The sequence below is a fragment of the Aquicoccus sp. SU-CL01552 genome, assembly GCF_040365005.1.
In the GTDB taxonomy this organism is placed as follows: Bacteria; Pseudomonadota; Alphaproteobacteria; order Rhodobacterales; family Rhodobacteraceae; genus Antarcticimicrobium.
Map to the genome: position 1 here is coordinate 17,578 of NZ_BAABWV010000021.1, position 17,377 is coordinate 34,954.

The window sequence follows — 17,377 nt, forward strand, 5'->3', positions numbered from 1 at the left end:
CGATCTGCGGGATCCGGGACGTACTGACTGATGGATTTCGGACCTTATCTGATGCTCGCCTCGCTCGAGGGCGCGGTGACCGCCGCCGTCCTTGCGCTGACCGCCATCGGGCTGAGCCTGGTGTTTGGCGTGATGCGGGTGGTCAATGTCGCCCATGGCGAGTTCTTCATGCTGGGCGCGGTACTGGCCTGGTGGGTGGCGAGCCATGTCGGCGGGCCGCCGGCAGTGGGCTTTGTCGCGGCGCTGGTGATCGCGCCGCTGGCGGTGGGCGGTCTTGCGGCGCTGGCCGACATGACGGTGCTGAAACGGGTGGAATATGACCCGGAACGCACCATCGTGGCCACCATCGGCATCCTTTACATCCTGCAGCAGGTCACGCTGATGACCTATGGCCCGGAGGCGCGGCCGGTGGAGCCGCCGTTCAACACGCGGCTGGCCCTGCCGTGGTTCGAGTGGGGCGAAAACGGGTTTCAATTGTACTGGCCCTGGGGGCTGAGCACCACGAGTTACAAGCTCTTCGTGATTGGCGCGGCGGCGGCGGTGCTGGTCGGCGTCTGGCTGTTGATGGCGCGGACGCGGATCGGGCTGTTGATGCGGGCGACGCAACTGGACCGCGAGATGGCGCTGGCCTTTGGCATCCCGGTCGAGCGGGTCTATGCCGTGGTGTTTGGCATCGGCGGGGCGCTGGCGGCGCTGGGCGCGGTGCTGATCGTGCCGATCCAGCAGGCGCATTACCTGATGGGGGGTGATCCGCTGCTCTTGTCCTTCATCGTGGTGATCATCGGCGGGCTGGGCAGCCTGCCCGGCACGGTGGCCGCCGCGATCCTGATCGGGCTGAGCGACGGCATCATCTCGGTGTTTTTCTCGCCGACGCTGGCCAAGATCCTGGCGACGCTGCTGGTGGCGCTGGTGCTGGTGTTCCGGCCGCAGGGCCTGTTCGGAACGGGGGCGAAATGAGCGATCGGGGCAAGGTTCTGGCGCTGCATGGCGGGCTTTTGCTGTTGCTGTTCGCGCTGCAGTTCGTGCTGCCGGCCTATCACCACGGCAACCTGGCGCGGATCATGGTGCTGGCCACATTCGCGATCGGCTACAACGTGATGTTCGGCTATGCCGGGCTGCTCAGCCTCGGGCACGCGCTGTTCTTTGCCGCCGGCATGTACGGCATGGGGCTGGCGATGCAATACGGCGGGACCGGCCCGGTGGCGGCCATGGTCGTGGGGCTGGTCGTTTCGGTTGTCGTGGCGCTGGTGGTGGGGTTGCTGGCGCTGCGCACCGCCGGGGTCGGTTTCATGATCGTGACGCTGATGTTCGCGCAGGCGGGTTATTTGACCATCCTGTATTTCGGCACCTATACGCGCGGGGACGAGGGGCTGGTGCTGCAACAGGCGCAGCGGATGCTGGGGGGCATCGACCTGTCGCAACCCGGCGCCCGCTATTTCGCCGCGCTGTCGCTGTTCGCGGTCTGCCTGATGGCCACGCTGGCGCTGGTGCGCGCGCCCTTCGGCAAGGTGCTGATCGCGATCCGCGAGAACGAGGAGCGCGCGCGGATGCTGGGGTACGACGTGTTCCGCTACAAGCTGGCGGCGGTGGTGATCTCGGGCACCATCTGCGGGGCGGCGGGGGCGGCCTATGGGCTGTTGTTCGGTTACGTGGGGGCGACGTTCGCCTCGGTGCAGTATTCGATCTTCCCGCTGCTTTGGGTGCTCTTGGGGGGCGCGGGCACGGTGCTGGGCCCGTTCGTGGGCACGCTGTTCATGTTCTACCTGATCGACCTGTCCAGCGCGGTGACCAGTGCCTACATGCTGGTGGCCGGCGTGGCGCTGGTGCTGCTGACGCTGTTCGCGCCGCAGGGGCTGGTGGGCGAGATCCGCGATCGCATCTGGCGGTGGTTGCCATGACGCTGTTGTCGACACGCGGGCTGAGCAAGTCGTTCGCCGGGTTGCGGGCGGTGCACGAGGTCGATTTCGACCTGCCCAAGGGCGAGGTGCGGGCGCTGATCGGGCCGAACGGGGCGGGCAAGACCACCTTCGTCAGCCTGCTGTGCGGGCGGATCGCGCCGACCTCGGGGCAGGTGTTCTTTGACGGGCGCGATATCTCGCAGATGCCGGCGCACGGACGGATCGGGCTGGGCATGGCCTATACCTTTCAGATCACCTCGGTTTTCGCGCGACTCAGCCTGTTCGAGAACGTGGCGCTGGCGGCGCGGCGGCGGGTGCAGGGCGCGGCGGCCGTCGAGCGCGAGGTGTTGACGGCGCTGGGCAAGGTCGGGCTGACCGAGGCGCCGGAGCGGGCGGCGGGCGATCTGAGCTATGGGCATCAACGCCTGCTGGAGATCGCGATGGGGTTGGTGCAAGCGCCGCGCCTGTTGATCCTCGACGAGCCGACGCAGGGTCTTTCGGATGCCGAGATCGCCGGGTTCAAGGCATTGATCCGGGAATTGGCGGCAACCACCACGATCCTGCTGATCGAGCATAACATGAGCGTGGTGATGGAGGTCGCGGACCGGGTGACGGTGCTGAACTTTGGCGAGATCCTGGCCGAGGGCACGCCGCAGGAAATGCATGCCAACGCGGATGTGCAGGCCGCCTACCTGGGGACGGGCTGATGCTGGAACTGGACAAGATCAACGCGGGCTATGGCCGGGCGCAGATCCTGCGGGATCTGTCTTTGCGCGTGGCGCCGGGTGAGATTCTGTGTCTGCTGGGGCGCAACGGGGCCGGCAAGACCACCACGATGAAGGCGATCATGGGGCTGTTGCCGTTGATGTCGGGCGCGGTGCGGCTGGATGGGCAAGAGATCAGCGCGCTGCCGGCGCATAAGGTGGCCGGGCGCGGCATCGGTTATATCCCGCAGGGGCGGCGGCTGTTCGGCGAGCTGAGCGTGGCGCAGAACCTGGAGATCGGGCTGCGCGCGGGGGGCTGCGGGCCCGAGGTGCTGGAGGATGCGCTGGACCTGTTCCCGAGGCTGCGGGAACGCATGGACCAGCGGGCGCAGACCCTGTCGGGGGGCGAGCAGCAGATGCTGGCCACCGCCCGCGCGCTCTGCCTGAAGCCGCGCGTGCTGTTGCTGGACGAGCCGACCGAAGGGCTGCAGCCCTCGATGATCGCGGCGATCCGCGAGGTGATCGGGGTGATGCGCGACCGGGGTGTCGGCATCCTGCTGGTCGAGCAGCGGGTCGACGCGGTGTTGTCGGTGGCCGACCGGGTGGCCTTCATCGAGAATGGCCGCAACCTTGAGACGCTGGAGGCCGAGGCGCTGCGCCGGGATCACGGGCTGATGGAACGGCATCTGGGCGTCTGAACCCGGGGCGATCCGGGGTCCACGCCTGTTGGCTTGAATAAATTTCATTTATTGAATATGTTTCGCGCTCAGGGCCGTTGCCGGGGAGGAGTCGGCGTGGTCGTTCGAGACATCCGGGGTGCGAGCAAGGCCGGGTCCGCCCGGGGCGATGGCCACCCCAGCGAGGAGAGAAGACACGATGGAGATCAGGAAGATCACCGAGGGCCTGTCGGTCAGCCCGCAGATCGTCGCGGCGGACCTGCCGGCGCTCAAGGCGGCCGGGTTCCGCGCAATCATCTGCAACCGCCCCGATGCCGAGGCAGGCGACCAGCCCGGGCACGAGGAAATTCGCGATGCCGCTGCCGCCGAGGGGCTGGAGTTCCGCTTTCTTCCGGTGACGCCGGGGATCGTGACCGATGACACCGCGACCGCCTTTGGTGCCGCGCTGACCGAACTGCCCGGGCCGGTGCTGGCCTATTGCCGCACTGGCACGCGCTCGACCACGCTGTGGTCGCTGAGCGAGGCGCCGCATCGCCCGCTGCCCGAGATCCTCGCGCTGGCCAAGCAGGCGGGCTATGACATGAACGGCGTGGCGCGCCGCATCGCCAATGGCGGCAAGACGCCCACCGATACCGGCGATGCCAAGTTCGACGTGGTTATCGTCGGGGCCGGGGCCGGGGGGATCGCGGTCGCCTCCAGCCTCAAGGCGCGCAAGCCGGGGCTGGATATCGCGCTGATCGACCCGGCGGATATCCATTACTACCAGCCGGGCTGGACCATGGTGGGCAGCGGCGTGTTCACCCCCGACGAAACCGCCAAGACCATGGGCAGCTTGATCCCCAAGGGGGTGCATTGGATCAAGTCGGCGGTGGCGGCGTTCGAGCCCAAGGACAACGCCGTGGTGCTCGATGGCTGCCGGGTGGTGAAATACGACCGGCTGATCGTCTGCCCGGGGCTGAAGCTTGACTGGGGCGCGGTCGAGGGGCTGGAGGAAACGCTGGGCCGCAACGGCGTGACCTCGAACTATCGCTATGACCTGGCGCCCTATACCTGGGAGCTGGTGAAGGGCCTCAAGGAGGGGCGGGCGATCTTTACCCAGCCGCCGATGCCGATCAAATGCGCCGGCGCGCCGCAAAAGGCGATGTACCTGTCGGGCGATGCCTGGGCGCGGCGCGGGGTGCTGAAGGATATCGACATCCATTTCGCCAATGCCGGCGGCGTGCTGTTCGGGGTCAAGGATTACGTTCCCGCGTTGGAGAGCTATGTCGAGAAATACGGCGCGCGGCTGGACTTCTTCCACAACCTGATCGCGGTGGACGGGCCGGCGAAAAAGGCGACCTTCCGGGTTGCCGCGCCCGAGACCGAGCCGACCACGGTCGAGATGGAGTTTGACATGATGCATGTCTGCCCGCCGCAGGTGGCGCCGGATTTCATCCGGGTTTCGCCGCTGGCCGATGCCGCCGGCTGGGTCGACGTGGATCAGGCCACGCTGCGGCACAAGACGTTCGACAACGTCTGGAGCCTGGGCGACGTGATGAACGCGCCCAACGCCAAGACGGCGGCGGCGGCGCGCATCCAGGCGCCGGTGGTGGCCGAGAACGTGGCCGCCGATATCGACGGGAAATCGCCGGTGGCGCAATACGATGGCTATGGTTCCTGCCCGCTGACGGTGGAGCGCGGCAAGATCGTGCTGGCCGAGTTCGGATATGGCGGGGCGCTGAAACCGTCGTTCCCGAAATGGGTGATCGACGGCACCAAACCCTCGCGCGCGGCCTGGCTGCTCAAGGAAAAGATGCTGCCGCCGATCTATTGGAAAGCGATGCTGCGCGGCAAGGAATGGATGGCCAAGCCTGAGAAAATCACCGCCAGCGGGCAGTGAGGCCGCAGTTTGGCGTGACGTTGGAGGCCGCCCCGGTGGGGCGGTCTTTTTCTTGGGGACATCGGTCCTGTCAATCGCGTCGGGAGATCCCCGCCTGCGCGGGGATGACAGGGCGCGGGTGGGGATGAGGGGCGCGGGCCGGGAGGGGACGCGAAGCTGCGCCCTTTCCAAGCGGGGCTGCATTTGACACAGTCAGGGGGAATTTACGGTCGGGGTCATGTCAATATTATTAACATTGCCTATGTTCCAGGTGGGCCGGTAACAGGGAGTTTTCGATGGCGGATTTTGACACCATGCTGCGTGACAGCCAGGCGCAGGTCGAGAAGTCGCAGGCCGAGATCGCGGCGATGACGGCCCGGATCGAGGCGGCGCGCAGCAGGATCGACGCGGGCGAGGAGAGCGGCATCGACATCGAGACCGCCACGCTGGACGACGTGCACGCCCATACCGAGGTGATGAATGCCAATATCGCCGAGCTGATCATGGGGCTGGACGACGTGACCTCGGCGTTTTCGCGCGATTTCGACGAGCTGCGCAACAAGACCGGCTGGGAAAGTTTCGTCGGCTTCTTTTCCAAGGGCCGCTCCGAGGCGCTGCGGCAGGAACGGATGCGCAGCGCCAGCATCGACGACAAGTTGCAGGACCTGATCGCCAAGTCGGACGTGATCGTGCAATTGCTCGACGGGCAGTTGAAGATGCTGGAGGAGCAGAAGGACAAGGTCGAGACCAACCTCGCCTCGACGTTGGACGACCGCGATGCGACGGTGGCGGCGCTGGAATCCGCGCGCGCCGAGATCCTCGGGATGGACCCGAAGATCATCGAACTGGAGAACCGGATCTCGGTCGAGACCGACGCGGCGGCGCGGACCCGGCTGGAAACCGAGCTGGCCGAGCTGAACACCCGCTACAACGCGCTGGTGCAGGACGAGCAGGTGCAACTGGCCAAGAGCCAGACGCTGGAACGCTATATCGAGAAGGGCAAGACCTGGGTCGATTCGCTGCAGAACCAGGCGGCGACCCAGATGGTGCTGATCAACAAGCTGCAGACCGACACCCAGCAGCGGGTGGTGCTCTATGACGCGCTGTCGAAATCGCTGAAGACCGCGCAGCAGCAGGACATCGCCCACCGCATCAACGAGATCGGGGTCAAGACCGACCAGGAGGCGCAGACCGCGATGGCCTCGATCGGCACCGCGACCAACCAGAAGATGGCCGACATGCTGGAGCGCCACGAGGAACACATGGTCTTTGCCCGCGACGTGCTGGAGAAGAAGGCCAAGGCGGACGAACGCTTTGCCCGCCGCTTTGCCGCCATCGTCGAGAAACACGACAAGAACCTTTATGGCGGGTGAGGCCATGGGGCGGGTGTTGGCGCAGCGCGGGGGGCGATCATGAGCACCCCCGCCGAGGATTTCGCGGGCCTGTACGACACCTTTGCCAGCCGCCGCTATTTCCGCAAGTTCGAGGCGATCACCGGCCACTTGGTGGAGGTGGTGGGCGTCATGCGGGCCGAGGGTGCGCTGAGCCGCGACGAGGTCAAGGTGGTGAGCCGCTATCTGCTGGCGCTGACCCATAGCTTTCGTGCGCTCAGCATGAAGTACCTGATGGTGGGGCGCGACACCGGCCGGTTTTCCGGCTCGATGCAGATGGACAAGCGCGACAGCGGCTTTCCGGTTTCGCCGGAACTTCTGATCATGGCGAACGACGCCCAGCAGGCCGGCGCGCATCTGGGCAACATGCCCAGTGTCGAGCAGTACAAGGATGACATGATCCGCATGATCATCGGCGACCGGGCGATCCCGACCCGGCTGCAGTTCGCGCTGTCGCAGCGGCTCTATTACGACGAATTGGCGCGCGGCGACCTGTTCTGGGTGCGCAACGATCCCGAGTGCCTGTGGATGGGCAACCTGGGCGAGGACCGGCGCCGGTTCCTGCTGCATTGGGCGGTGTTCGATACCCAGACCAACCTGCCGGCCCTTTACCTGATGGAGGTGGAGGACACCGGACGCACCGCCCTGCCCAAGGACGAGGCGCGCTGGCCGCAGGCGCAGGCGCACCTGATGGCGCAATCGCTGGACGCGCTGAAGCTGGTGACCATCGCCAAGGGTTTCGACGAGGATTTCGACGATCTGCACCCCAAGCGGCTGCGGCGCATCCACGTCGGCCCGATGTATTCCCATGCCTTCACCGAACAGACCGGCCCGCTGCGCGAGGTGCTGGAAGAGGCCAACGCGCCCGAGGGGCAGGACTGGGCGCTGGCCTGGACCGAGGAGGAGCTGGAAAGCGAACGCGCGGTCACCGAACGCTCGGGCTGGTTCAGCCGGGTGGAGCGGGAGGTCTTCGCGCTCGATCCCTTCGGCGGGCGCGGCGCCGAGACCGGGGCGACCCGCAGCGCGCGCAGCCTGATCCTGCCGCAGCGGGTGTTCCAGGTGTTGGCCGAGAAGTATCCGCCGGGGCTGGGTGATGTGCGCAAGTTCGTGGTCGGCCCGCAGGGGCAGGTGCTGAGATACGGGTGATCCTGCGCAGGGGGGCGCCCCCGGCGCAGGAGGGGTCGGGCGTTCGGTTCGCGTGGGCGACCGGACCCGGTTTAATCGTTGGGGCGCACCCTTGCGGCGGATTTGTCGGCAAAGGCGGCCAGGCGTGCGCGCGCGTCAGGCTGGGTGTTGACGATCCCGGCCACGACGGATTCGGCATAGGCGGCATCCAGCGCCGACATGTTCTGCACGTGGCTGATCGCCGAGCAGATGGCGAAATTGGTGAGCGGCAGGTTCTGCGCCGCGCGCCGCGCCAGTTCCATCGCCTTGTCCAGGCTGGAGCCTTCGACCATGTATTGCGCCAGCCCCAGGTCGACGGCCTCTTGCCCCTGGTAGACGCGGCCCATCAGGATCATGTCGATCATCCGCGCCTTGCCGATCAGGTCGGAGACCCGGATGGTGGCGCCGCCGCCGGTAAAGAGGCCGCGCTGCCCTTCGGGCAGGGCGAAATAGGTGGTCTGGTCCATCACCCGGACATGGGCCGAACTGGCCAGTTCCAGCCCGCCGCCGACCACCGCGCCCTGCAGCGCCGCGATCACCGGGACGCCGCCATATTCCATCTTGTTGAACGCCTCGTGCCAGCGCAGGCAGACATGCATGAAATCGGCCGGGCTGCGGTCGGCGTCATGGTGTTCGATCAGGTCGAGCCCGGCGCAGAAGTGATCGCCGGCGCCGGCCAGAACCACCGCCTTGATGCCCGCGCGGGGGGCGGCGGAAAAGAACTCCACCATCTCCTCGACCGTGGCCAGGTCCAGCGCGTTGCGCTTGTCCGGGCGGTTCAGGGTAACGACCCAGACGCCATCCTCCTGCGGGTCGATGGCAAGGCGGGTATAGCGGGAAATGTCGATATCGACGGTCATGGTTCGGTCCTCTCGGATGTGGAAATGCGCGGTCAGAGCAGGCCGGCGAGCAGGCTTTCGGCCCCCTCGGCGATGCGCAGGCGCTGGGTTTCGGTTTCGGGCAGGATGTGGTCAGCGTAGAAACGGGCGGTGGCGATCTTGGCCGTCATGAAGGCGGTGTCTTCGCCGCGTTCCAGCGCGGCCTCGGCCGCCAGCAGCGAGCGGGCCAGCTGCCAGCCGGCCACCAGGTTTCCGGCCAGCATGAGATAGGGCACGCTGCCGGCAAAGGCGGCGTTGGGATCGGTGCCGGCGGTGGCGCAGAGGTGGTCGACCGCCGCCTCGAACGCCCCGCGCGCCGCGGCCAACCGGGCGCCCACCGCCTGTGCGGCGGGGCTTGCCTTGGCCAACTCAACCTCGGTTTCCGCGATCATCGCGGCCAGCCGCCGGGCGGTGGCGCCGCCGTCGCGCAGGGTCTTGCGGCCCAGCAGGTCATTGGCCTGGATCGCGGTGGTGCCCTCGTAGATCGGCAGGATACGGGCATCGCGGTAATGCTGGGCGGCGCCGGTTTCCTCGATGAAGCCCATGCCGCCATGCACCTGCACCCCCATGGAGGCGACCTCGACCCCCATCTCGGTGCAGTATCCCTTGACCAGCGGCACCATGAACTCGGCCAGCGTCGCCGCCTCGGGGGCGTCGCCCTGATGCGCCAGTTCCTGCCAGCCGGCGGTGGCGGCGGCCATGGCACGGCCCGCTTCGGTCAGCGCCCGCATCCGCAGCAGCAGGCGGCGCACGTCCGGGTGATGGATGATCGTCACCGCATCGCGCGAAGAGCCGTCGACCGGGCGGCTTTGCACCCGTTCCCGGGCATAGGCCAGCGCCCGTTGCGTGGCGCGCTCGGCAATGGCGATGCCCTGAAGCCCGACCGCATAGCGTGCAGCGTTCATCATCACGAACATGTAGTCGAGGCCGCGGTTCTCTTCGCCGACCAGGAACCCGGTGGCGCCTTCGTACTCCAGCACCGCGGTCGGGCTGGCCTTGACGCCCAGCTTGTGCTCGACCGAGACGCAGCGCACCGCGTTGCGGGGGCCAAGGGCGCCGTCCGCCTGAACCATGTATTTCGGGACCACGAACAGGCTGATGCCCTTGACGCCCTCCGGCGCGCCGGGGGTGCGGGCGAGCACCAGGTGCACGGTGTTTTCCGCCATGTCGTGTTCGCCATAGGTGATGAAGATCTTGGTGCCGGTGAGGCGATAGCTGCCGTCATCCGCCGGTTCGGCGCGGCTGCGCACCAGCGACAGGTCGCTGCCCGCCTGCGGCTCGGTCAGGTTCATCGTCCCGGTCCAGCGGCCCGAGACCAGCGGCTCCAGATAGGTGGCTTTCTGCGCCTCCGATCCGGCGGTCAGCAGCGCCTCGATCGCGCCATCGGTCAGCAGCGGGCAGAGCGCAAAGCTCATGTTGGCGGCGTTCAGGATCTCGGTCGCCGCCGCCCCGACAACGCGCGGCAGCCCTTGGCCGCCGTGCGCCTCGGGGTGTTGCAGGCTCTGCCACCCCATCTCGACGAACTGGGCATAGGCCCTGGCAAAGCCCTCGGGCAGGATCACCTTGCCGTTCTCGATGCGCGAGGCGGCCTGATCGCCCGGCGCGTTCAACGGCGCGATCTCCTCGGCGCAGAACCGGCCGAATTCCTCCAGCACCGCCGAGACGTCGGAAAGGTCGAGCCCGTCATGCTGCGGCAGGCCCGAGATCTCGGGCCAGCCCGAGAGATGTTCGATGTTGAAAAGCAGGTCCCGGACCGGTGCGGTGAAGCTCATTGGATAGCCCCCTGAATGCGTTTCACTGCCATATATTGGGGGGAAACCGTGCCGGCTATCTCCGGAATGGACGCAAAATTTGCATAAAGTGACAAAATCGGGATACTCGCCGGATCATGACCGCAACCCTGACACCCGCCCAGACCCCGCCGGTTCTGTCCACCGTGTCCTTTGCCTTTGTCGAGGACTGGCTGACGGCGCTGCGGGCCTATTGCCCGCCACAGCAACTGGCCGGGTTCCTCGAGCAGACCGGGCTGGCCGCCGCCGAGGGCCAGCCGCGCGCGCGGGTGACGCATGACCAGATCGTGCGCCTGTACCAACTGGTCGCGGTCGGCACCGGCGACGAGATGATGGGGCTGTGGAGCCGGCCGATGCGGTCGGGGGCGCTCAAGCATCTGTGCGTTTCGGTGCGCGGGGCCTCGTCGCTGGGGGCGGCGCTGTATCGGTTCACCACCTTCTGGAATCTGCTGCTGGACGATCACCGGCTGACGCTGGAGGAGGAGGGCGAGGGGCTGCGCCTGTCGATCCTGCCGCGCGGTGCGGCGGTGCCGCAGCGGTTCGGGCAGATGCTGCTGTTGAAGCTGGCGCATGGCATCGCCTCGTGGCTGGCGGGGCGCGAACTGCCGCTGCGCGAGGTCGGCTTCGTCTTCGCCCGCCCGGGGTTCGCCGAGGATTACCCGATCCTGTTTCCGGCCCCGATCCGGTTTTCACGGCCCTGTTCGTCGATCAGCTTCGATGGGTCGATCGGGGCGCTTCCGGTGGCGCGCAGCGAGGCCGAGATGCAGGATTTCCTGGTCCGGGCGCCGCGCGACTGGATCTTTACCAGCTACCGCGAACATGCGCTGCCGTTGCGGCTGCGCGAATTGCTGTTGCTGTCGGACCGGATGCAATTTCACCTCGACGACGCCGCCCGCGCGCTGAACCTGACGCCGCGCACCCTGATGCGGCGGCTGGAGGGCGAGGGCACCTCGTTCCAGGACATCAAGGACGGGCTGCGGCGCGACATCGCCATTCGCGACCTGACCCAGGGCGGCAAGAGCCTTGAGGGGATATCGCAGGACATCGGGTTTGCCTCGGTGGCGAATTTTCACCGCGCCTTCAAACGCTGGACCGGCATGACCCCCGGCGCCTTTCGCCGCGACCGCCGCTGAGGCGGGCGGGTCACAGCCTCAGGCTGCGGGCCAGGACAAAGGCGTCGTCCGCAAGCATCTGGACATGCTCCTTCATCGCCCGCGCCGCCGCATCCGCATCGCCGGCCAGCAGGGCCTGCGCGAGAATCTCGTGCTCCTGCTCGGCGGCATGTTTCCGTTCGGGGCGGAAGGTGATGAATCGGCGATAGGGCGCCAACCGCTTGTTCAGCAGCGCGATCTGGTCGCGCAAGGCACGGTTCTCGGAGGCGGTATGGATCGCCGCGTGAAAGGCGTCGTTCCGCGCGATATAGGTATCCGCGTCGCCCTGTCGCCCTGCCGCGCGGCAGGCGTCGTGGGTTCGGGTGATCTGTGCGCGATGGTGGTCGCCCATACGTTCGCAGGCGAGACGCGCGGCCACTGCCTCCAGTTCACCGACCAGTTCGAACAGGTCAAAGATCTCGCTCACCGTGGGGCGGGCGACGATGGCGCCAAGTCGCGGCTCGATCGTGACCAGGCCGCTGGCCGCCAACAGGCGCAATGCCTCGCGAACCGGTGTGCGCGAGACGCTGAACCGTTTGCCCAGAAGCTGCTCATCCAGCCGCTGGCCCGGAGGAAGCTCTCCCTTGACGATTTCATCTTCCAGCGCGGCGGCGATTTCCTCGGCGCGCGTGGCGGGGCGGCCGAGCTCTCCTACCGGCGGCACAGCGCCCGTCTTGCGGGCGTCTTCGGTGAGTTCGAGTGCATCCGCCTCGTGGCCTTGGTCTGCCATTGAGCCTCCGTCTTGCAGTTCGTGCCGCATTTGCGTGCATCTTGTCAGCAAAAGAGATTAAAAAACGTGCGAAATCGGAATGATATGCATAAAAATCGCTAATTTGTGTATACACGGCGTGTTCATCGTGTCGATCTGTACATCAATAACCGAATAATGCCGGCCCGCAAAGCCAATCGCGCTCCGGACGGCCGCAGACGAGGAACTCGCATGGATCTTGAACTTCGCGGAAAGCGCGTACTCATCACCGGGGCGTCGCAGGGCATTGGCGAAGGCATTGCCGAGGTGTTCGCCGAAGAGGGGGCCATCCTGCACCTGACGGCCCGCAGCGCGGACAAGCTCGAAGCCATCGCGGCGCGCCTGCGCGCGGCCTACGGCACCGAGGTTTCGGTCTATCCGATGGACCTGACCGGGGGCGAGGCGCCGATCGCGTTGGCCGAGCAGGTGGGCGACGTCGACGTCCTGATCAATAACGCCGGTGTCATTCCGGGCGGCAACCTGTGGTCGACCGACGATGCGGCGTGGCGCGAGAACTGGGATCTGAAGGTCTTTGGCTACATCAACATGTGCCGCGTCTATTACGAGAAGATGAAGGCCGCCGGCGGCGGTGTCATCATCAACGACATCGGCAACGCGGGCGAGAACTTCGACCCCGACTACATCGCCGGGACCACGGGCAACGCCAGCCTCATGGCCTTTACCAAGGCGCTGGGCGGTCGCGCGCTCGACGACAACATCCGCGTCGTCGGCGTGAACCCGGGGCCGGTCGACACCAGCCGCATCTACAAGCTGCTCAAGCGGCGCGCGGTCGATTGGTACGGCGACGAAAGCCGCTGGGAAGAGCTGCTCAACACCTATCCGCGCAAGCGACCGGCCAAGGTGCGCGAGATCGCCGACCTGATGGCCTTCCTTGCCTCCGATCGGTCGGGCTATACCACCGGCGCGATCTTTACCGTCGATGGCGGGATCACCGCGCGGGCGTCGATCATCTGATGACCGATACCGTCGCCTTCTCCCCCGTGCTTGATCCAGCACCGGTGCAGTCCTTTCCGCTGCACTATGGCGGGCGTTGGCACGACGGGCTGCGCGCGGTGCACCGCGTGGTCTGCCGCCCGGCCAGTGGCGCCCAAGGGTGGACAGTGGTCGAGGCCGCGCCCGAAGACGTCGACGCGGCCTGCGTCGCCGCAGCAAATGCACTCCCCGACTGGGCCGCGCTCGATTCAGACGAGCGCGGCCGCCTTTTGCGGGTGCTGGCGGGGATCGTGCGCGAACGGATGCCGGAACTGGCGGAGCTCGAGGCGGCGGTGACCGGCCGTCCGATCCGCGAGATGCGCGCCCAGATGGGCCGCATCCCCGAGTGGTTCGAGTATTTCGCGAGTATCGCGATGGGGCTTGAAGGCAGCTCGAACAAGGTGAAGGGCGGCTTTCTGACCTACACCCGCTACCGTCCGCATGGCGTTTGCGCGCTGCTGACGCCGTGGAACCACCCGATCCTGATCCTGACCAAGAAGCTGGCGGCGGCGCTGGCGGCGGGGAACACCGTCGTGGTGAAACCCTCCGAGCTTGCCCCCGTCACGCCGCTCTTGCTGGCCGAATGGGCCGTCGAGGCGGGCCTGCCCGACGGCGTGGTGAATGTGGTGACCGGCGGGGCCGAGGCCGGTGCCGCGCTGGTGGCCAATGAACACGTCGCCCATATCGACCTCACGGGCGGCACGAAAACCGGCAAGATCGTCGCCAAGGCCGCTGCGGACCGGATGGTGCCCTGCACGCTGGAACTGGGCGGCAAGACCCCCATCGTGGTTTTTGACAGTGCCGAGCTGGACGAGGCGGTTGCCGGGGCGCTCTTTGCCGGCTTTGTCGCCGCCGGGCAAACCTGCGTCTCGGGCAGTCGTTTCCTGGTGCAACGCGGTGTCTACGACGCTTTTGTCGAGAAGCTGGCCGCACGGGTGAAGGACCTGCGCCAGGGCGATCCGGCGCTGGTCGAGACCGATATCGGCCCTGTCATCTCGGCGGCCTCGCGTGACCGTTGCCTGGGCTTCATCGCGCGGGCGGAGGACACCGAGGCGCGGCTGGTCGCCGGCGGCATCCTCCCCGATCTGCCCGAGCACCTGAAGGACGGGTATTACGTGCCGCCCACGGTCTTTGCCGATGTCGCGCCCGACAACGAGCTGTTCCGGGACGAGATCTTCGGGCCGGTCGTCTCGGTCACGCCCTTTGACACCGAGGAGGACGCCATCGCGCTGGCAAATGCGGGGCCCTATGCGCTGGGCGCCTCGGTCTGGACCCGCGACATCCTGCTGGCCCATCGCGTGGTGGACAGGCTGAAGGCCGGCGTCGTCTGGATCAACGATCACCACAAAAACGACCCGCGCTCGATCTGGGGCGGCTCGGGGGAAAGCGGTTACGGGCATGAGAACGGCTGGGACGCGCTCAAGGGCTATCTCATCAAGGGTTCGGTGACCGTGCGCACCTCGCAGGAGTTCGGCGACTGGTTTGCCGGGGGGAACCGATATGGCTGAGACCCTGTCCGCCGAGGTTCGCGATCTGTCCCTGGTCTACAAGGGTCGGGCGGGGGATGTGACGGCGCTGTCAGAGGTGAGCCTTGCCATCGCGGAGGGCGAATGTGTCTCGCTGATCGGGCCGTCGGGCTGCGGCAAGTCCACGCTGCTGCGGGTGCTGGGCGATCTGCTGACCCCGACCCGGGGAACCGTCACCATCAAGGGCCGCACGGCGCGCGCCGAACGGCTTGATCGCCGCATCGGTTTCGTCTTTCAGGAGGCGGCGTTGCTCGAATGGCGCCCGGTCCTCGACAATATCGCGCTGCCGCTGGAACTGCATGGCGTCCCGCGCGCCGAGCGCGAGGCCAAGGCGCGGGACCTGATCGAACTGGTCGGCCTCACCGGGTTCGAGGCCGCCTGGCCGCGCCAGCTGTCGGGCGGGATGCGTCAGCGCGCCGCCATCGCCCGCGCGCTGTCGACCGAGCCGGACCTGTTGTTGCTCGACGAACCCTTTGGCGCGCTCGACCAGATCACCCGCGACCGGCTCAACATGGAGCTGGCGCGCATCCACGAGGTGACCGGCGTCTCGGTCGTGCTGGTGACCCATTCGATCCGCGAAGCGGTGCTTTTGTCCGACCGCATCGTCGTCATGACCCCGCGTCCGGGCCGCATCGAGTGCATTCTCGACGACCCGCTGCCGCGTCCGCGCAGCCTCGAGACCCGGTTGTTGCCTGACTACGAAGACCTTGTTCGCGCAGGAAGTCGCGAGCTGGAAAAAGGCTATGCCAATGTCTGATCGCGCGCTGACCTCTCACAAGGTTCTGGACATCGCCGAGCGCAGCTGGCCCGCCGTGCTGATCCTCGTGGCGCTGATCGCGGGTTGGGAGTGGGCCTGTGCCGCGCTCGGGATCAAGCCCTATATCCTGCCCGCCCCGTCCGCGATCCTGGGCGCGGTGATGAACGACATTCCGGGCCTTTCGCGCAACGCGGGCATCACCGCGTGGGAGGCCTTCGCGGGCTTTGTCGTGGGGTCGGCCCTTGGCGCGCTTCTGGGGACGGGGTTTGCCTATTCGCGCTTTCTCGCGCGGGGCTTCCTGCCCTTCATCATCGCCGCGAACACCATTCCCGTGGTGGCCATCGCGCCGATCATCATCATCTGGTTCGGCCACGGGATCGGGTCGAAGATCGCCGTCACCGCGTTCCTGTCGTTCTTCCCGCTGGCCCTGAACATGATGAAGGGCCTGCAAAGCTATGACCGCACCGTCGCCGATGTCTTTCACATCGCCGCCGCGACGCCGGTGCAGACCTTTTTCAAGATGCGCCTGCCCTCGGCCATGCCCTATGTCTTCGTCGGGCTGAAGCTCAACGTCACCTTCTCGGTGATCGGCGCCATCGTGGCCGAGTTCGTGCAGGCCGACCGGGGGTTGGGTTTCGTCATCATGACCACCTATCGCACCATGGCGATGCCGAAGCTCTGGGCCGCGATGCTGCTCTCGGCGCTGATGGGCATCCTGTTCTTCCTGATCGTGGCGATGCTGGAACGGGTTTTCGTGCCCTGGCATGCCTCGATGTCCACCGATCCCTGAGAACGGGGCAAACCCCGCGAAACCCATCAACAGAGAGACCAACAAGATGAACAAGACACTGCTTTACGCCCTTGCCCTCACCACCGCTCCGCTGGCGGTCCAGGCCGATTCCATGCGGCTCGAATGGGTGATGCAGGGCCAGTTCGCGGGCCCGATCATGGCGCTGGAAAACGGCTGGTACGAGGAGGCCGGGATCGAGATGGAATTGCGTCCCGCCGGCCCCGACATCAAGCCCGCCATCATGGTTGCGACCGAGGTCGACACCTATGGCATCGGCCACCCGAACCAGATCATCGCCGCCCGCGCCAACGGCGTGCCGCTGGTGATGGTCAGCCAGTGGGGCCAGAAGCCCGCCACCACCTATATCGCCCGCAAGGACGCCGGGATCGAGACGCTGGCCGACATGCCCGGTCATTCGGTCGGCCTGTGGTTCGGCGGCGACGAGCATGAATTCCTCGCCATGCTGAACAACGCCGGCGTCGCGCAGTCGGACGTGGACGTGGTCAGCCAGGGCTATGACATCATCTCGTGGCTGAACGGCGATTACGAGGTGATGCAGGTCACCCGCTACAACGAGCTGCAGCTTGTCTATGACAACGGGTTCGCGCCCGAGGACCTGGTGGTCTTCGAGCCGGGCGATTACGACTCGGCGCTGATCTCGGGCGGTCTGTTTACCACCGAGGAGCAGATCGCCGCGCATCCCGAGGCGGTGCAGGCGGCGGTCAACGCCTCGCTGCGCGGTTGGCAGGCGGCCTTTGCCGATCCCGCCGCGGCGGCCGAGGTAATGGTAAAATACAATTCCGAGCTGGATGTTGCCTTTCAAACCCGTCAGATCGAGGCGATGAAGGATATCGCCTGTGCGGGTCCGACGCTCGAGGGGCAGTTCGGAACCACCGACCCCGCCGATTACGAAACCGCCCAGGCCATCCTGCTGGGGGCCAAGCTGATCGACAGCGAGACCGACCTGAGCGCCGCCTTCACCAACCAATTCGTCGAGGCCGCCCCGGCGGCGTTGCGCGAGATCGCCTGCGACTGAGGCCAACCGGGCCGGG

16 protein-coding genes are annotated in these 17,377 nt (G+C 66.7%); 13 read left to right on the top strand and 3 right to left on the bottom strand.

Annotated elements, in window-relative coordinates; all coding sequences use genetic code 11:
* Positions 1 to 30 precede the first annotated feature (30 nt).
* The 7 genes from ABWV23_RS19805 (at position 31) to ABWV23_RS19835 (ending at position 7,674) form a co-directional block, all read left to right on the top strand.
* Positions 31 to 957 (top strand): branched-chain amino acid ABC transporter permease, encoded by a 927-nt coding sequence (locus tag ABWV23_RS19805; RefSeq protein WP_353350936.1) that lies wholly within the window; start codon positions 31 to 33, stop codon positions 955 to 957.
* On the top strand, positions 954 to 1,898 hold the full coding sequence (locus ABWV23_RS19810; protein ID WP_353350938.1) for a branched-chain amino acid ABC transporter permease: 945 nt from the start codon (positions 954 to 956) through the stop codon (positions 1,896 to 1,898). Before ABWV23_RS19805 ends, ABWV23_RS19810 begins: the two co-directional genes overlap by 4 nt.
* Positions 1,895 to 2,605: an ABC transporter ATP-binding protein gene (locus tag ABWV23_RS19815; RefSeq protein WP_353350940.1), complete on the top strand. Its 711-nt coding sequence runs from the start codon at positions 1,895 to 1,897 to the stop codon at positions 2,603 to 2,605. The genes ABWV23_RS19810 and ABWV23_RS19815 overlap by 4 nt, the downstream gene beginning before the upstream one ends.
* Complete coding sequence (locus ABWV23_RS19820; protein ID WP_353350942.1) at positions 2,605 to 3,300, top strand: ABC transporter ATP-binding protein; 696 nt, start codon at positions 2,605 to 2,607, stop codon at positions 3,298 to 3,300. The genes ABWV23_RS19815 and ABWV23_RS19820 overlap by 1 nt, the downstream gene beginning before the upstream one ends.
* A gap of 178 nt (positions 3,301 to 3,478) precedes the next feature.
* Complete coding sequence (locus tag ABWV23_RS19825; protein ID WP_353350944.1) at positions 3,479 to 5,158, top strand: bifunctional protein tyrosine phosphatase family protein/NAD(P)/FAD-dependent oxidoreductase; 1,680 nt, start codon at positions 3,479 to 3,481, stop codon at positions 5,156 to 5,158.
* A 275-nt stretch (positions 5,159 to 5,433) separates the two neighbouring features.
* Positions 5,434 to 6,510, top strand: a complete 1,077-nt coding sequence (locus ABWV23_RS19830) for a coiled-coil domain-containing protein (RefSeq protein WP_353350946.1) — start codon at positions 5,434 to 5,436, stop codon at positions 6,508 to 6,510.
* 39 nt (positions 6,511 to 6,549) lie between these two features.
* Positions 6,550 to 7,674 carry a hypothetical protein gene (locus tag ABWV23_RS19835; RefSeq protein WP_353350948.1) on the top strand — a complete coding sequence of 375 codons (1,125 nt, stop codon included), beginning with the start codon at positions 6,550 to 6,552 and terminating at the stop codon, positions 7,672 to 7,674.
* A gap of 71 nt (positions 7,675 to 7,745) precedes the next feature.
* Here ABWV23_RS19835 and ABWV23_RS19840 read toward each other — a convergent pair whose 3' ends face one another.
* A complete protein-coding gene (locus tag ABWV23_RS19840) occupies positions 7,746 to 8,552 on the bottom strand; it encodes a crotonase/enoyl-CoA hydratase family protein (RefSeq protein ID WP_353350950.1) in 807 nt (268 codons plus the stop codon).
* 32 nt (positions 8,553 to 8,584) lie between these two features.
* Positions 8,585 to 10,342 (bottom strand): acyl-CoA dehydrogenase family protein, encoded by a 1,758-nt coding sequence (locus ABWV23_RS19845; RefSeq protein ID WP_353350952.1) that lies wholly within the window; start codon positions 10,340 to 10,342, stop codon positions 8,585 to 8,587.
* Positions 10,343 to 10,458: 116 nt separating this feature from the next.
* On the opposite strand from ABWV23_RS19845, the gene ABWV23_RS19850 reads away from it, so the two are divergent.
* Complete coding sequence (locus ABWV23_RS19850) at positions 10,459 to 11,493, top strand: AraC family transcriptional regulator (RefSeq protein WP_353350954.1); 1,035 nt, start codon at positions 10,459 to 10,461, stop codon at positions 11,491 to 11,493.
* Between the two features lie 10 nt (positions 11,494 to 11,503).
* Here the strand turns inward: ABWV23_RS19850 and ABWV23_RS19855 are convergent, their stop codons facing one another.
* Positions 11,504 to 12,241: a GntR family transcriptional regulator gene (locus ABWV23_RS19855; protein WP_353350956.1), complete on the bottom strand. Its 738-nt coding sequence runs from the start codon at positions 12,239 to 12,241 to the stop codon at positions 11,504 to 11,506.
* Between the two features lie 210 nt (positions 12,242 to 12,451).
* On the opposite strand from ABWV23_RS19855, the gene ABWV23_RS19860 reads away from it, so the two are divergent.
* From ABWV23_RS19860 to ABWV23_RS19880, 5 genes are read left to right on the top strand one after another with little or no spacing between them, the layout of a single operon-like run.
* Positions 12,452 to 13,234: an SDR family oxidoreductase gene (locus ABWV23_RS19860; protein WP_353350958.1), complete on the top strand. Its 783-nt coding sequence runs from the start codon at positions 12,452 to 12,454 to the stop codon at positions 13,232 to 13,234.
* The gene (locus tag ABWV23_RS19865; RefSeq protein WP_353350960.1) at positions 13,234 to 14,760 is read left to right on the top strand and encodes an aldehyde dehydrogenase family protein; all 1,527 of its coding nucleotides are present in this window, start codon (positions 13,234 to 13,236) and stop codon (positions 14,758 to 14,760) included. Before ABWV23_RS19860 ends, ABWV23_RS19865 begins: the two co-directional genes overlap by 1 nt.
* A complete protein-coding gene (locus ABWV23_RS19870) occupies positions 14,753 to 15,535 on the top strand; it encodes an ABC transporter ATP-binding protein (protein WP_353350962.1) in 783 nt (260 codons plus the stop codon). The genes ABWV23_RS19865 and ABWV23_RS19870 overlap by 8 nt, the downstream gene beginning before the upstream one ends.
* On the top strand, positions 15,528 to 16,325 hold the full coding sequence (locus ABWV23_RS19875; RefSeq protein WP_353350964.1) for an ABC transporter permease: 798 nt from the start codon (positions 15,528 to 15,530) through the stop codon (positions 16,323 to 16,325). Before ABWV23_RS19870 ends, ABWV23_RS19875 begins: the two co-directional genes overlap by 8 nt.
* Positions 16,326 to 16,371: 46 nt before the next feature.
* Positions 16,372 to 17,361, top strand: coding sequence for an ABC transporter substrate-binding protein (locus tag ABWV23_RS19880; RefSeq protein WP_353350966.1), 990 nt, complete (start codon positions 16,372 to 16,374; stop codon positions 17,359 to 17,361).
* Positions 17,362 to 17,377 lie beyond the last annotated feature (16 nt).

Excerpts from the sequence above, each read along its gene's own strand:
- ABWV23_RS19855 (WP_353350956.1), bottom strand. The coding sequence starts at position 12,241 with ATGGCAGACCAAGGCCACGAGGCGGATGCACTCGAACTCACCGAAGAC.
- ABWV23_RS19880 (WP_353350966.1), top strand. The coding sequence starts at position 16,372 with ATGAACAAGACACTGCTTTACGCCCTTGCCCTCACCACCGCTCCGCTG.
- ABWV23_RS19845 (WP_353350952.1), bottom strand. The coding sequence starts at position 10,342 with ATGAGCTTCACCGCACCGGTCCGGGACCTGCTTTTCAACATCGAACAT.
- ABWV23_RS19850 (WP_353350954.1), top strand. The coding sequence starts at position 10,459 with ATGACCGCAACCCTGACACCCGCCCAGACCCCGCCGGTTCTGTCCACC.
- ABWV23_RS19840 (WP_353350950.1), bottom strand. The coding sequence starts at position 8,552 with ATGACCGTCGATATCGACATTTCCCGCTATACCCGCCTTGCCATCGAC.
- ABWV23_RS19860 (WP_353350958.1), top strand. The coding sequence starts at position 12,452 with ATGGATCTTGAACTTCGCGGAAAGCGCGTACTCATCACCGGGGCGTCG.
- ABWV23_RS19815 (WP_353350940.1), top strand. The coding sequence starts at position 1,895 with ATGACGCTGTTGTCGACACGCGGGCTGAGCAAGTCGTTCGCCGGGTTG.
- ABWV23_RS19875 (WP_353350964.1), top strand. The coding sequence starts at position 15,528 with ATGTCTGATCGCGCGCTGACCTCTCACAAGGTTCTGGACATCGCCGAG.
- ABWV23_RS19805 (WP_353350936.1), top strand. The coding sequence starts at position 31 with ATGGATTTCGGACCTTATCTGATGCTCGCCTCGCTCGAGGGCGCGGTG.
- ABWV23_RS19865 (WP_353350960.1), top strand. The coding sequence starts at position 13,234 with ATGACCGATACCGTCGCCTTCTCCCCCGTGCTTGATCCAGCACCGGTG.
- ABWV23_RS19810 (WP_353350938.1), top strand. The coding sequence starts at position 954 with ATGAGCGATCGGGGCAAGGTTCTGGCGCTGCATGGCGGGCTTTTGCTG.
- ABWV23_RS19820 (WP_353350942.1), top strand. The coding sequence starts at position 2,605 with ATGCTGGAACTGGACAAGATCAACGCGGGCTATGGCCGGGCGCAGATC.
- ABWV23_RS19835 (WP_353350948.1), top strand. The coding sequence starts at position 6,550 with ATGAGCACCCCCGCCGAGGATTTCGCGGGCCTGTACGACACCTTTGCC.
- ABWV23_RS19830 (WP_353350946.1), top strand. The coding sequence starts at position 5,434 with ATGGCGGATTTTGACACCATGCTGCGTGACAGCCAGGCGCAGGTCGAG.
- ABWV23_RS19825 (WP_353350944.1), top strand. The coding sequence starts at position 3,479 with ATGGAGATCAGGAAGATCACCGAGGGCCTGTCGGTCAGCCCGCAGATC.
- ABWV23_RS19870 (WP_353350962.1), top strand. The coding sequence starts at position 14,753 with ATGGCTGAGACCCTGTCCGCCGAGGTTCGCGATCTGTCCCTGGTCTAC.